General features: G+C 45.6%; 7 protein-coding genes. All 7 read right to left on the bottom strand.

The features are described 5' to 3' along the window. Positions 1-45: 45 nt before the first annotated feature. Positions 46-3,249, bottom strand: a complete 3,204-nt coding sequence (locus AB4Z08_RS31965) for an amino acid adenylation domain-containing protein (RefSeq protein ID WP_441577848.1) — start codon at positions 3,247-3,249, stop codon at positions 46-48. Positions 3,250-3,351: 102 nt separating this feature from the next. Continuing rightward, positions 3,352-4,305, bottom strand: coding sequence for an NAD(+) synthase (nadE, locus tag AB4Z08_RS31960; protein WP_441577847.1), 954 nt, complete (start codon positions 4,303-4,305; stop codon positions 3,352-3,354). 33 nt (positions 4,306-4,338) lie between these two features. Further along, entirely contained in the window at positions 4,339-7,596 is a 3,258-nt protein-coding gene (locus AB4Z08_RS31955; RefSeq protein WP_441577846.1) for a condensation domain-containing protein, read from the bottom strand. Positions 7,597-7,644: 48 nt separating this feature from the next. Then, on the bottom strand, positions 7,645-9,519 hold the full coding sequence (gene asnB, locus AB4Z08_RS31950; protein ID WP_441577845.1) for an asparagine synthase (glutamine-hydrolyzing): 1,875 nt from the start codon (positions 9,517-9,519) through the stop codon (positions 7,645-7,647). Positions 9,520-9,542: 23 nt separating this feature from the next. Next, positions 9,543-11,594 (bottom strand): MupA/Atu3671 family FMN-dependent luciferase-like monooxygenase, encoded by a 2,052-nt coding sequence (locus AB4Z08_RS31945; RefSeq protein WP_441577844.1) that lies wholly within the window; start codon positions 11,592-11,594, stop codon positions 9,543-9,545. Positions 11,595-11,622: 28 nt separating this feature from the next. Further along, positions 11,623-12,828 (bottom strand): FkbM family methyltransferase, encoded by a 1,206-nt coding sequence (locus tag AB4Z08_RS31940; RefSeq protein ID WP_441577843.1) that lies wholly within the window; start codon positions 12,826-12,828, stop codon positions 11,623-11,625. Continuing rightward, positions 12,825-16,313, bottom strand: a complete 3,489-nt coding sequence (locus AB4Z08_RS31935; RefSeq protein ID WP_441577842.1) for a condensation domain-containing protein — start codon at positions 16,311-16,313, stop codon at positions 12,825-12,827. Before AB4Z08_RS31935 ends, AB4Z08_RS31940 begins: the two co-directional genes overlap by 4 nt. Positions 16,314-16,320 lie beyond the last annotated feature (7 nt).

Below are 16,320 nucleotides of genomic sequence, written 5' to 3'. Positions count from 1 at the left end.
CAGATAGTTGATAAGAAGTGTTAAAAGCAGAATATGCTCAATTGTTTATAATAGTACCGGATCAGATATTGAAACTGCAGGTGTATCCACACCGGCCTTCAGAATATTTACCAGTGCATCTTTAAACCAGGATACAGTTTCCGCGCGAAAAATATCTGTACTGTATTCGATGTCCATCTTGAGATATGGACCATCTTCCCAAAAAATAAAGCTGAGATCAAATTTGCTGGCTTTGATGTTCTGCGGAATCTCTTCCACCTGAAGGCCCTCCATCCGGCTGTCTTCATTCATCAGGGATTCAAAATTATGTACCAGTATCAGTACATCGAACAGGGGCGATCTTTCAAAATCACGCTGCAACTTCAGTTCGTCGATCAGCAAATCAAAGGGATAGGACTGGTGATTAAGACTCTCCAGCACATCTTTATTCACCGACTGTAGTAAATCCAGAAAACTTTCCTGGCCGCTCACCCTTGTTCTCAGCGCCAGGTTATTGGTGTACAGTCCTACCTGCTCTTCCAGCTCGGGGTGATCACGGCCCGCCACGGCAGTACCCACTATAATGTCTTCCTGTCCGGTATATTTATAGAGCAATGTTTTCAGTGCTGTGGTAACCAATACGAAAAGACTTACGCCATAAGTCCTGCTGAATTCTTTCAGGTTGCGCGTCAGGTGTTCATCTATATGTTGCGAGATGGTATCTCCACGGAAGGATCTTTTTTCAGGTCGTGGAAAATCTGACGGTAGCCCGACCGACTCCGGCAGTTTTTCAAATTTGTTCAGCCAGAATGTGCGCGCATCGCTGATGACACCATTTTTCAGCCGGGCATTCTGCCAGGCTGCGAAGTCTTTATACTGTACGTGTAAAGATTTGAGCGGATTACTCCTGTTGGCCCGATAAGCATTATAGAGCATCAGTATTTCCCTGATCAATATGGTTACAGACCAACCATCCGAAATAATATGATGCATGCTGAGTAGAAAAACATATTTCTCCTCCTGCAATTGCATTAGCCGGGTTCTGAACAAAGGACCGTTTTCCAGGTCGAAAGGGATTTTCACTTCCTTGTCTGCAATATCCTGTATCCTGGTTGTTTCCTGCCTCAGGTCTTCAAACAGCATATCATAGCTTCCGGTATCCCAGCGTCTCACCACCTGTTTTAGTTCTCCATCTGTTGCCTGGAAAACCGTTCTTAGTATTTCATGTCTTTCTACCACCGTCAGCAGCGCCTTTGCAAAAGCGTCTTTGTCCAGCTGACCCAGCAGCAGATAAGCACCTGCCATCATGAACGCATTGTTACCATCGCTCATCTTCTCTGCCAGCCAGTAGTTTTTTTGCAGGAACGACAATTCATAAAACGGCTGTTCTCCCAGCGGCTCTATACTTTTGCCGTTACTCCTTTTCTTTCTGTCAATTTCCGCTGCGATATTCCGTATCGTTGTCAGTTTCAGGAGATCTCCCAGTCTGATCCCGGCCTGCAGGCTTCCATTGATTTTCGTCATTACCTGGATGGCATTGAGACTGTTTCCTCCCAGGCTAATAAAGCTATCAAGCACACTGATACGGTCTGCATGAAATACATCCTTCCATATTTCATGAAGTGTTCTTTCCATATCTGTTGCCGGTGGCTCAAAGTCGGCTGCAGCGGCTAGCACCGGATCCGGCAGCGCTTTTTTATCTATCTTTCCGTTGAGTAACAACGGCATTTCTTTCAGTGAAATAAAGTAAGCCGGAATCATAGATCCGGGAAGATATAGTTCCAGGTATTCTTTCAATGCTGCGTCATCCAGCGGCTCCTTTCCCACATAATAACAGACCAGCTTCTTTTCACCATTCCTCATTTCCTTTACCAGTACCACTGATTGCGCAATTTTTTCAATGCTCCGCAGATGATATTCTATTTCCTCTATCTCTACGCGGACGCCATTTATCTTGACCTGGAAATCCAATCTCCCCACCAGCTCTATATTTCCGTCAGGAAGATATCTTCCAAGATCCCCTGTTTTATATACTATATCTGTGTATTTGTTGTGCAGCGGGTTCTGTACAAAAGCGTTTTCATTGAGGGTGGCATCGATGTATCCTTTAGTCATAAAAGGCGTCATGATATATACTTCTCCCACTACGCCGTTCTTACAAATACTCCCATTGCTAAAAACCATTTCCAGTGTGTTGCTGATAGGTTTACCAACCGGGATATTTACATTCGGTGTTTTCAGCAACTGATTGTAATCGCTGATCCGATAGAAGAATTTGGCAAGCGTGGTTTCAGTAGGACCATAGAGGTTGATCAGTTGTACTGATTCTCCCTTCAACCGGTACCAGTTAACAGCATCATAGCCATACAATGGCTCTCCGGCCAGTAATATATATTTTAGTGATGGCAGGCAGGAAGATGGATCAGGCAGGCTGCTCATTGTTTTTATAAGTGCCCTGAACAATGACGGAACCATATGCACTACCGTTACCCTGGCATCATTTAACCACTTCAGCAATGCCAGGTGATCTTCTCTGTCTGCCCTGTCCGGTATACATAAGGTACCTCCCGAGCAAAGCGGAAGAAATATATCCCGCAATGAAGGATCAAATGTGACCGGCGTCAGCTGGCTCACTTTTACCTTGCTACCGTTAATTATTTCGCTCATCTCCCAATGGATAAAGTGGGACAGGCTCACATGCTTTCCCTGTATGCCCTTTGGTACGCCGGTAGATCCTGATGTAAAAAAAATATAGTTGCCATCTTCACCGCTGTTCAGCAGTGGAAGATTTTCCTCATTATTGACGATTCCCTGGCTTACAAACACCTCATGCAGATGATCATTTTTCCATTCGTACACTTTAACCGGAATATCATTATCAGACAATAACATCAACCATTTCACCGGTGTATTTTCCATGAGGCGCTCCACCAGGGGCAGCAATTTTTCCGAAGTGATTAACACAGCGGCCTTGCTTTGCTCCAGCATCTGCTGTAAACGATGTAAGGGCATATGGGCATCCATAGGCATAAATACACCTCCTGATTTCAGTATACCCAAAATGCTTCTGATGTAAAGCGGGTCTGCATCCAGCAATACTGCGGTTACACCTTTGGGAGGTATGATGGTCTGTAATACATGGCCAATTCTGTTGGCCTGCCTGTTCAACCGGTCATAGGTTTCTTTACGTCCACTATGTTCTATGGCAATCGCCTCAGGTGACAGGGTCACCTGCTGTTCAAAAACGCTGTGTACAAATTCCTTATTCATTGTTATCAATCATTAATTGGCGCCAGGGCAGGCAGATAGCATATGCCGCATATCAGGCTATGAAATGATGCGTTAATAAAATTGTATTCGCAGGCAGCACGCTTACATATCTCCTATCATCACCGGATTTAAGCGCTGGTATTCCGTCAGTATTTTCTTCTGATCAATATCGTTGAATACCACTTGCACCTGTCCCTCGGTAAGACCTGTGCTACCCGCTATTTCCGCTACCGGCAACCCATTGTTTTTACCATACAGACACTGGTCAAGTTTCAGCAAAGGCATGGCGAAATAAAACTCTTCCTGTGTTTGCTCCAGTGAATAGGTATCGGTGGTAGAAGGTGTTGTTTGAATAATATCGGGGATGCCCAGATATTTCGCCATTTCATATACCTGACGCTTGTAAAGATGCGCTATAGGCTTCATGTCTGCCGCACCATCTCCGTTTTTCACAAAAAAGCCAAGTTCATATTCCAGGCGGTTCGGCGTTCCCATTACAACGTAGTGGTGTTTGTCGGCATAAAAATATTCCAGCAGCTTGCGTACCCTTTGTTTGTTGTTGGTGGCGGCGACAATGGTTCTGAGCACCTCTGCCGGTAGCACAGCCCGTGTTTCCTTCCCGTCCGGGGAAAGGACTACAATTGAAAAAACATTCCCCTGCTCCTCTCCCAGCAAACTCGAATTCACAACTTTACACTTGTACAACTCCGAGTATTCCGGTATGATTTGTTGAATGGCTTTGTCGCGCATGGTATAGCAGGGTGATGCCGCGAGCATGGCTGTGATGTCCTCCTCGATGGTGATAATATCAAGATGTTTGGCTATCAGTGTTGACAAATCGGCGGTGAGTGGTGAGGAATCCCGTTCCGGCATCTGCAGCCCCAATACATTATCTCTACCCAGCGCCCGTACTGCGAGTGCTGCCACCACACTGCTGTCTATCCCACCGGAAATCCCCAGTACTGCTCCTGCTCTGTAAAAAGTATAAAATACCCGGTGTTCTATTTCCGCAATAATACGGTCTGCTTCCTTTCCGACATCGAATGTGTAATGCATTTTGGAGAAGTTGATTACGGGAGAAATAATTTATTAAAAAATGTTGCTGATAGGCTGCGACCTCTCGGCAATCATAGTATCAGTATCATTTTCATCGAGCCGGTATTTCGAAGTTGTTGCCGCCAATTCAAGTATCTGCAACAACTCTTTTCCGATCAACGCGATGGTATCCGGCATATATAAATCAGTATTGTAAATAATGGTAAGATGAATGGCGCCGTTTTCTTCCACAAAGTAGAATTCCCAGTCATGTTTGCTTACCACATCCAGCGGAAGATAATCCACATATAATCCTTCAAACGCCTGCTGTCCGTCGTTTCGTCCACTTACATTCTGCAACATCACCGCCACATCAAAAAACATGGAGCGACTAAAATCCCTCTTCATAGAGAGGTCGGCAGATAACATGTCAAGCGAATAGAGCTGATGATTATATACTGACAGCGTAGTCTTTTTTACTACTTCCAGCAGGTCTGTAAACAGCGAGGCTTCCGGGAAACGGACACGGACCGGCAGTGGATTGATGAATAAGCCCATGAGGTCTTCCAGGTCTTTATGGATTCTTCCTGCCAGGGGGGAACCGATCACCTGATCACGCTGCCCCGTTTTGCGATAAATGAGCGCACATACGGCAGAAAGCAGGACCATAAAAAGCGTGGCCTCCTGTTGCTGCGCAAGCGCTACCAATTGTGCAGCACTATTTTCACCGATCACAAAGGACAACGCTTTTGCATTTGAGGTAAACACCTGAGGGCGTATGAAATCGGTCGGCAGATTTAATGTTGGCGGTGTATCTGCAAACTGCTGCAGCCAGAATTGCCTGTTTTCTTCGCCCTTTGTGGAATGTAATAATTTATTATGCCAGGAAGCGAAATCCCTGTACTGAATTTTCAATTCCGGTAAATCGGCTTTGTCACCGCTGCGGAAGGCATTGTATAGGGCTGCTACCTCGCGCACCAGGATCTGCATAGACCACTCATCAGAAATTATATGATGCATGACGAGCAGGAAGATGTGTTTATCCGGTGCTATTTGCAGTAATGTCCCACGCAGCAACCGATCGTTTTCAAGGTCAAAAGACCGGGCAGCTTCTTCATTTATCAGTGATATAATAAATGGATCATCTGCAGCATACCTCTTGCTGCTGTAGTCGTGGTAACTGATATGGAAATCTGTTTGACCGGCCGCATGCACCAGTTGTTTCGGCGCGGCACCATCAGGCATAAAATTAGTGCGCAATATTTCATGCCGGCTGATAAAGGCGTTGAAAGCCTGTTGAAGGGCATTAATGTCGGGATGTCCACTCAGCAGATAAGCGCCTGCCATATTATAGGCATTACTACCTTCTTCCAGCCGGGCAAGCGTCCATAATCTGTGCTGCCCCCGGGACGCTTCATGCAGTCCATTGCTGATGGCACCTGCCGGTATACTTTTGAACGATGCGGTTTCGGAAACAGCGATCAGGGCGGCCTGTTGTGCTATGGTAGGATGAGCGAATATGTCGCCGACTTTCAAATCTACCTGCAGATCGCTGTAGATCCTTGACAAAAGCTGAATAGCCAGCAGGGAGTGTCCACCGGAGGCAAAAAAAGAAGTTGTTCTGCTGATACGCTTTAATCCAAGGATAGACTTCCAGATGGCGGCAATCTTTATCTCTGTTTCTCCTTCAGGTGCCACATATTCACCCGACTCAATAATTGCTTCGGGCAAGGGCAGGGATCTTCTGTCTATTTTTCCATTCAGATTCAGCGGAAATTCTTCCAACCAGATAAAATGTGCGGGAATGGCATAATCGGCCAGTGAATTACGGAGAAAATCCCTCAGGGTCTCACCACTGATCTGCCGCCCTGTATAGTAGGCGATCAGCATTTGCAGATCATCTGTAGTCTTGTGAAATTTAACCACTACCTGCTCAATACCGTCCTGTTGCATCATCGCTTGCTCCACTTCATTCAATTCCAGCCGAATACCGTTTATCTTCACCTGGTTATCGAGACGTCCCAGTATTTCAATATTTCTACCAGGAAGATATCTTCCCATATCTCCTGTTCTGAATACAATATCCTCTCTGTCCGGCAACAGTGGGTTCTGTACAAACACAGTTCCGGTGAGGGCCTCATTCTTATAATATCCTTTTGTTGCAAATGGTGTTTTTATATATACCTCACCAATTTCTCCTATGCGGCACAAGGCGCCGTCGTTGATGATCGCCACGAGCGTATTATCGATTGGCACGCCCACATGTACCGGCTGCGATGCCTCTGCTGAAATTTCCCGGATACGGTGAAAGGTTTTTACCAGCGTGGTTTCAGTCGCTCCATACAAATTCACAATTTCAGCGCTCATACCGGCAGCCTTTCTCCAATCGCTGATATCTTTTGAATACAACACTTCTCCTGCCAGCAATATATATTTCAGCCTGGGAAAAAGCGCACTGTTATAAGTCCCGGCCTGCAATGTTTTAATGATCACTCTGAACAATGACGGCACACAGTGCACAAGACTAACACCATGCTCGTCCAACCACCGGATCAGTAACGGAATATTATTCCTGGTTGTTTCTGAAGGGATACATAAAGTGCCGCCTGCGCACAACGCAGCGAAAATATCTCTCAACGAGGCATCGAAGGTGATTTTTGTAAGCTGACTGATTTTATATGTCTCGTTAAGACTGAATTCCCTGATCTCCCATTGAATAAAATGACTAAGACTGATATGACAGCCCAGGATGGGTTTTGCTTCTCCGGAAGAGCCGGAAGTATAGAATATATAGTTAGCATCTTCCGGCGAACCTTCATAACTGAATGGTGCATATGTGTCAACATTCACGTCCACAGGTGGCTGGCCTGGTGCTATCCATTGTATAGAAGTATCCGAAGTCATGTCACCGGGAACAATAATACCAGGCATCTTTACATCCCACTCACGGATAAAATGCAGCACTTCATCCAGCCAGGAGCGGTGAATGATCAGTATTTCAGGTGCTGAAACAGTGAATATCTGCTGCAGCCTTTTCGCCGGAAACTGCATATCTATCGGCAGATAGATTGCCCCTGTCCTGAATATACCCAGCAGTGATGCCACGAGTTCTACAGAGGAAGGCAGTATAACGCCAATAATGGTTTCTTTTTTAACGCCTGCTCCAGACAGAAAACCAGCCAACCGGCCAGATACTGTTTCCAGACCTGCATAAGTAATCTGCCGGCCCTCTTCTTCTACCGCAATAGCGGAAGGCGAAGCGCAGGCGATCACTGAAAATACCCGGTGAACAAATTGTTTATCAACAGTCATGTCAGAGTAAGTTTATTTCGATTGGGATCTTTATTTTTTTAAGTGGATTTAATAGTCGGGCATATTGAATACATCCAGAAAAATATTGAAAGTAAGTACCACTATCAGCAAATCGGACTCGTAAGGGAGATTGAGTCGGAAACCAGGTTTTCCGTAGATCTTCTTCAGCCTTTCCACTACATCGGCATCAAAATATCCTTGCCTTTTTATTCTTTCATACGACAGCATGTCCTGTATCCATTCGATATTGCCCTGCAGCAGTTGCGGACTTCCCGGCGCCACAAAGCCGAACTTCTGTCTGTCGATGATGGCCTCCGGCAGGTACTTACCAGCCATTCTCTTCAGAATATATTTTTCCACCAGGTCCTTCATTTTAACATCCGGAGGGATTGTTCTTACAAAGTCTACCACGTTGATATCCAGGAAAGGATATCTTCCCTCCACTGAATTTGCATAGGCCACGCGGTCGCAGTGATCCGCAATCAGGTGGTCAGATAACCGCAGCTTCAGATCCAGGTAAGATCTCTTATGAAAAACATGCCTGTTGGCGATTCTGGTTTTGTCTATGACGGTTTTCGTGAGGCAATCAAAATCAGCATATGCAGTATTTACACGCTGACTGTACAGCATTTGCTTGGATTCCTTCAGCTCATGCTGATTCAGCTCGTAAAAAAAATCCGGTTCTCCATATAACTCCTGCCTTATCTGCTCTTCCAGCAACTCCTCCAGTCCCTTCACCTCTCCCCCGTTGATTCTTTGTTTATCAAATCTGTATCCAACGTATCCACCGAAAAACTCATCGGCGCCTTCGCCGGAGAGAATTACTTTTATGCCGTTCCTGTTCACTGACTTCGATAATTGCAGGGAGCAGGTATTATAGGTTTCCTTCAGCGGGCTTTCCGCAAAGAATACCGCCTCTCTCAACCCTTTCTCTATATCCATATAGTTAAAAGGGATTTCATGATGAATGGAATTTAAACGTTCACTCATCATCCTTTGAAATCTTCTTTCATCAATCTGTTTATCCGATAACTCCGGGAACATAATTGAAAAAGAGTGATAGGAAATATCAGGATTGATTTTTTTCATAATGGCCCCGATAAGAGAAGAATCAAGACCACCGCTGAGATAGAATCCCACCGGAACGTCCGCCTGCAGGCGGAGTTTTACTGACTGAAATAATAACTCTTCGAGCTGTTCCACATAATGTTGCTCCGAATGGCTTTCATAGAGGTGTGCCTCTTCAGGATAATCAAGGTCCCAGTATTTTTTAACCTGTATCGCCTCATTCCTGATGTGAAGGGAATGTCCCGGCGGCAGGCATTCAATACCTTTGAACATGGTAACTGGACTTACCATACCGGGAAATGAAAATACCTGATCCAGCCCGGTGAGGTTCACTTGTTTAACTGCCAGCGGATGCGCCAGGATGGCTTTTATTTCAGAACCAAATATCAGTGTATTGTTGAAAATGCCGTAAAACAATGGACAGATACCGAACTGATCTCTTACAAGAAAAAGGCTGTTGTCCCGTTTATCGAATATGGCGAAGGCAAACTGCCCATTCAGTTTATGGAGAAACTCCCTTTTATACTCCGCATACAGATGTACGATAACTTCTACATCGCACAGGGTGGTGAATCGGTAACCCTTTTGCTGTAACTCATCCCGTAATTCCCTGTAGTTGAATATTTCACCGTTGCAGATCAGCACCACCGCTCCATCTTCACTGTAAAATGGTTGCTTTCCGTTAGCCACGTCTATGATACTCAGTCTGCGCATACCAAATCCGAACCTGTCATCTGTAAGGATCACAGCATCATCGGGGCCGCGATGAGCCAGCGCATCTGTCATGCCCTGCAACACATTCCGTTCCACCTGACGGGGGGCACCAATATTGTATACTCCTGTTATTCCGCACATAGTTGCTTTAGTATAGCTGTTATTTAAAAAGATTTATCAATGGGCGCGTTAAAATCTTCGAGCACATCTGCTTCCTTCATCTCCGGTATGTCAGTGTCAATCACGTCAAACAAACTGTTTACATCGTTGTCATTAAAACGAAGTATATGCTGTCTGTGATCGTATTCCAGTTCTGCTGATACCGCATCATGGCCGTTGTCTGTCAGTATTTTCCGCAGCCTGCTGAGGAACAGGGCTGCATCCTTATTGCTTTTCAGGGCTGTCAGTTTTTCACTGGAACAGCGCATCAGGGTAACATTATATTTCCGGATCAACTTTGTATCATATAGTTTTCTCAGCTCGTCCAGATAGGGCAGCGCTGCCAGAATTTCTTTATCAGGGAGGCCAAAATCAATGAGGCAGGCAATTTCATCTACTCCATACCCTTTTAATTTCCGGATAAGATGATGTGTTTTTTCAGGTGTTCCCAGTAAGGCAGCTTTTTCAAAAAAACGTTCAAACGCAAATTCCACCAGCTGTTCCAGCAGATCTGCCGGCATTTCTTCTTCCACAGTACCATATCTGCCAACGACATCCTTTTTCTCCCTGTTCTGTACATTACTGCCAGACATGGCTTCTATCAGGTGAACTGAAGACCGGATATAGTCCATCAGGAATGGTTTTACTTTTTCTTTTACCGCATCATTGTCAGCACCAAGAAATGTATGCGCCATTACTGATACAATACGGGATGCGGGATCAAATCCATTCAATTCGAGAGAATCCCGGTATGCCCTGATCTTTCCTATCAGTTCATCCGTATCCTGCCAAAGCAGATGTGTAAGGATATTGGCGCCAATTTTCCCCGCATCCACAAAAGATTCTGTCTTTCCTGATACTGTCATCCAAACCGGCAGCTCAGCCTGTACCGGTTTAGGGAAAATTTCAACTTCCACAGGTGTTTTCAATCCATTCAACATGGCACGGTGTTCCCCTTTCCAGAAGCTTTTCACTTCGGCTATCTGTTCCAGCATGTATTCATGTCGCTTGTCATATCTGTCAGGAAAAAAAACAAAGTCGTTGCACTGCCATCCCGAAGCAAAAGAAACAGCCGCTCTTCCGTTTGATAAATTGTCAACTACAGACCAGTCTTCTGCAATTCTGACTGCATGATGCAGTGGAGACACGATACTCCCGGAGCGCAGTTGAATACGGCTGGTGACCATTGCCAACGCAGCGCTTAATACGGATGGATTCGGAAAAAGCCCGCCGAACTGGTTAAAATGTCTTTCAGGCGTCCATACACAACTGAAGTCATGCTCATCTGCAAATTTTACGGAGTCTATCAGCAATTTGTATTTATTCCTCTCCGTAACGCCTTCGTTATGACTGCCGAAATAAAACAGACCAAACTGCATTCCGAAGCTGACGGCGGTAGGTACCCACTGATCCATCGGGCTTTCGTTTGCTGCTGCATGTAATACCACCGTGATGCCATTGTACCAGGCCCAGAGCACTTCGGGGATCCGGGCATATAATTCTTCTTCAAAAATTAACAATACATCGCTTGGCTTTACCTCGTAAAGTTCATCGTACTGATAAAAGGTTTTCTCCAATAAGCCGACTGAAATTTCTTTCCTCGTTAAACTGCCATCTGCAGAGGTATGGCAGAGTATCAACGGCACATCGCTCCACTGTGTTCTGCCGGAAATATCATTTTCCTCAACTGTTTCCGGTAAACTATCTACACAATACAGTTTATATGCCGCACTACATTTATGTGACAGATGAGTTTCCACTATACAGTACGCGGGATCAAGCATATCGAATAGCTTATTGATCTGCTGTTCTGTATATCCGGGAGGAACCGGTATAACAGTACAGTTGCCTGATATAACTGCATGGACCATAATGATGGCCAGCAGCGGATCTTCTGCGAGAACAGCGATACGACTTCCAGGCGCCGGTGTACAGGCATCAGAAAATTGCCGGAACAACTGTTGACTCGCACTCCGGCATCTGTCAAATGTAATATGATCATCTCCAACGCAAAGGAAGGTACTGCGCAGATGCTGACTGAATGTATCTTTTAACACAGCGGATTATTTAAATGAATGATCTGTATCATTTACTGAAAATATAATTGCCTTGTCTGCCTTCATTGTTATATCGGAACTCAGAAGGGAAAAAATGCGACTTTTCGGTGAATCCGAAATTGGCGAGATAGCTGGATATACCTATAGCAGATTCTTCGTAGGTTTCCACAAGGATATGCTGAAGACTGCCTGACAGCAACGTATTTGCAGCGCCGGACAGTACCAGTCCTTCCACTCCGTCCACATCAATTTTGAGGTGGGTAGGTGGTTCTCCTGATGCCGCAAAATGATCAATGGTGGTAACAACGCATCCCGATACATGAGAAGGTGCAGTCATGCTTTCATACGTATTTTCTGCCTTCCCGGCGAAAAAACCTGACGAGTTGAACGTATTAAATCCAACGAAATCAGACACGGCCATGTGATAGGAAACAACCGAATCGTACAGCTTATTGGCTTGAATATTCATACACAGCCTGTAGTAATTGACAGGGTCAGGTTCAAACGAAACCACCTTAATCTTTTTACCCAATTTCGCGGCATAGAGCGAGAAAAAGCCAAGGCAGGCACCAATGTCATACAGTACCGCTCCGTCTTCAATGGTATTTTCCAGCCACTGCACAGTATCTGTTTCCGGTAGTCCATCATCTTTGGCCAATTGCCAAAGCTCATATGTATTAGACACCTTCATCAAAAAACCGGCGTGGGAAGTGCTGAAACTGAGTGGCGATTCGTACTGCACTTCTTCCGACAGATACGACGCTGAAAAATCGAGTTTTAACCTGAAAGTAACCGGAAGCTCTCCAAGCAGTCTGCGTATGTATTCATTGAAACGGGCTGAACTCTGCACACTTTCCTGCAGGCCGGCAGCATCAAAATCGGACTCCCTGATGGCCGCTTCAAAAGTGCGGATGTGTATAGAAGAAACCAGTCCGAAAAAGATCCTTGTCTTATAATCAAACGGTATCCCCTTTTTAGCACAGTCTAAAGCGGTATATATAATGCTGATAAAATTCCGGACATCTGCAATTGTTTCATTGATCATGATTGGATCTCCGATGCAGCCGGACAGGTCATCCGGGCTAAGGTCAAATTGGCGGAGATAGGCGGGCAGCATTTTCATTTCCTCCACACTAACCGCCAGCAGTTGCTCACTTGCAAACACCTGCAGATCTTTCTTTTCTATTGTCTCGAAGTTTTTTACTTTATTTATAAATGAATCAATGTTGTTCATAATCCGGCGTTGATAAGGTTTTCAAAAGCTATCTCTTCTTCGCTGCGGCTCATCTGAATAGAAGCCACCGTTTGTGCGCCGTTAGTAGTCAAAGCGTTCATGATTAACAGTAAATCATTGAACAGGCGGTCGATAGTTTCCGGCAGAAACAGATCCGTATTATATTCCATCAGCAATTGCAATGTTTCTTCCGTTTCCTTGAATATGAAAGTCAGGTCGAATTTGGCAGGGCCGCCCGGTAGTGTATATTCTTCTACCCGGATGTCTCCTGCAATGGTGTCGTCCACTCCATTCCTGTTTATATTCTGCAGCAGCAGAAAAGTATCGAAAAGAGGCAACCTGCCAGCATTGGCCGGTATTTTCAGGTCGGCTACCAGGTCATCTATCGGGTAAAGCTGGTATTGCTGGGCATCCCAGAAATTTTCCTTTATGTTGTCCAGCAAATCTGTGAAGCTGTCGGTACTTTCGAAGGTTGTGCGGAGCGCCAGGGTGTTAAGGTACAAACCAACCTGGTTTTCGAAATCCTCGTTTACTCTCCCCGCCACATCAGTGCCGATAGTAATATCCCGCTGTCCGGAATATTTATACAACAATACCACCACGCAACCCAACAGCGATACGAACAAGCTGGCCGACTTTTCCTGTGCCACCCTGCGTAGTGCTGCCGTCAATTCGCCATTGATAGAAAAAGCCGATGTATTACCCTGGAAAGTGCGGATCGCAGGTCTCGGGAAATCCGTTGGCATATTCAACTGCAGGCGTTCCCCATCAAACACTTTCAACCAGTATGCCCGCATCTGTTGCAAACTATCGCCGGATAATTTCCGTTGCAGCCAGGCCGCATAATCTTTGTACTGCGTGTGCAGCGGCGGAAGGGGATTCCGGTACCTGTTGCTGAAAGCATTGTACAACTGCAGTAATTCATTTTTAATAATTTCTACAGACCAGCCATCTGCGATAATATGATGAACTGCAATTGTGTAAATAAATTCATCCGGATTTATCTGTAGCAGTCTAACGCTGAATGGCGGACGCTCTCCGATATCAAATGCAGTTCTGTGGTGACCATTCAGAATGGCAATGACTTCCGTTGTTTTACCGGGATCGGCAGTAAGGTCATTATATACGGCATCACAGGAAGCAGGATCAAAAGGCTGTATCACCTGCTGCACGCCCGCACCTGACTTCACAAAGATGGTACGCAATATCTCATGCCTTTCTACCAGTGCGTGTACTGACTTAATAAAAGCAGCGGTATCGAGTTTGCCCCTGATGAAATAAACACCATAGATGATAAAGGCGGTCTGGTCTTTTTGAATCTGATCCAGCATCCACATTCTTTTCTGGGCAGGTGACAGTTCGTATGCAGGTAATATGCCGGTGGGGGTAAGTTCTTCCCATTTTTCCCTGTTCGCACGCTGCATTTCGTCAACCTGTTTCCTGATAGTAGGATTATCAAATATCTTTTTTACGCTAAAGCTGATATCAAATTCCCTGCGGATACGGGATATCACCCTTACAGCATCCAGAGAATGTGCGCCTAGCTCAAACAGATTTCCATCAACGGGGATATCTTTACGTCCGGTGACTTCCTGCCATAGTTCCTTCAATCTGGCTTCTGCTCTGTTGGCCGGAATTTTCTCCGCACCGGATTTCTTCTCGCTGAGATAGGATGGATCGGGCAATTTTTCTCTGTCGGTTTTACCATCAGGCGTGCGGGGGAATTCTTCTATCTGCAATAGGGATGCCGGCACCATATGCGCTGGAAGCGATTGTGTAAGATATTGTAGCAGGTGTTCCCTGTTTAATTCATTTCCCGCCACATAATAGGCAACTATCTGCATTTCACCATTGATGGTCATAGCGTATACCTCCGCCTCGCCGATACCGGGGTATGTGGTGACGAGCTGACGGATCTCTTCCGGATATACATAACGACCTTTGATCTTTACTTCTGACCCTCCCGGACCAAGATATACAACAGATCCATCCTGCAGGGATTTTCCCCAGTCACCGGTCAGACCGTATGTTCCTGCCGCATCCGTTTCTCCGATAGCTATTTTTCCTACTATACCCGGCGGCAGTATATTGTTTTGATCATCGAGTATATATACAGCAGTAGTTGCAGGGGGCTTGTTGTGTTCCTTTTTGGCAGTAAGTGTCAGATCACTGATGCTACAGTCGGGATTGTCCACTATCTGCTGTACGATGCTGATAAAAGAACTGCCGGCCTGGCGGATTTCTTCCGGGTCATATACGAGCCGGTTGAACTGGAGTACAATTTTTAAAGCATCGCCGGGATGTATAATAACATTCAGATCATAGTTTGTTTGCTCAAACACTTCCTCTTCCCCTATCTGAACGGCTATCTCCGCAAGCTTATCTTCTCCCTGGCTATCAGTTGTCGGGAAGTTTTCAAAAACCATAATATGGTCAACCAATTCCTGCTTCATGGAACTGGCCGCCTGAATATCAGCCAGCGAGAAATAGTGATGTGATTCACTTTCAAATGACCTTTCCTGAACGCGGCTCAGCAGATCAGAGAATCGCTCGTTGGGGGAATACTGAATACGTACCGGAACGGTATTGATAAATAGCCCGATCATTTTTTCAATACCAGGGATGCCTGCAGGTCTGCCGGATACCACACTACCAAATACCACATCGTTGCAACGACTATATTTAGATAACAGTACGGCCCATATGGCCTGGCAGACGGTATACACTGTCAGCCGGCTGGCAGCTGCTACAGCAGTAAGCCGCTGCGTTGTTTCCTGATCAAGTGCACATTTAATTTCTTCTCTTTCATACATGGTTCCACTTCCACTTCCATGGTACCTGCGTGGCAATGAAGCCGGAGAATCGAATCCCTGCAGGTATTCATTCCAGTATTGTCCGGAGCGTACGCTATCCTGCTCCTGCAACCAGGAAATATATCTGCCGAAAGGTACGGGCGTGTCCAATACATACGGCCGGTTATGCAGGAAAGCATCGTATATCTCATAAAATTCTCCGATGATGATGTTGGTACACCAACCATCCATCAAAATATGATGATGACTCCAGATGAACTCATATTCCGATATGTCTGTTTTAAGCAATGATACCCGCATAAGTGGGCCCTTTACCAGGTCAAATCCCATCTCCCGGTCGGCACGTTTAAAATCGGTTATTGCCTCCGGTAAGCGGGATGCATCCTCTCCGGATAAATCAACATACGTAAATCCTATTTCACGCTCACGGAGAATTACCTGCAATGGCCGGGGTTGATTCTCGTAGATGAAAGCAGCCCGCAACACATCATGCCGGCGTGAAAGCTCCTGTACACTTTTCTGTACTACTGCTACGTCAAGACTTGCCCTTAGGCGATAGGATTTCTGCTTGAAGTAAGTGGCTGTTGTTCCATGCAGCAGTGCATGAAAAAGCATCCCCTGTTGCATAGGTGTCAGTGAGTAAATATCCTGGATGTTGTTTTTCGCGGTCATGGCCGGC

Source organism: Chitinophaga sp. RAB17, assembly GCF_052114225.1.
GTDB lineage: Bacteria > Bacteroidota > Bacteroidia > Chitinophagales > Chitinophagaceae > Chitinophaga.
This window is presented reverse-complemented; position numbering and strand designations above follow the sequence as displayed.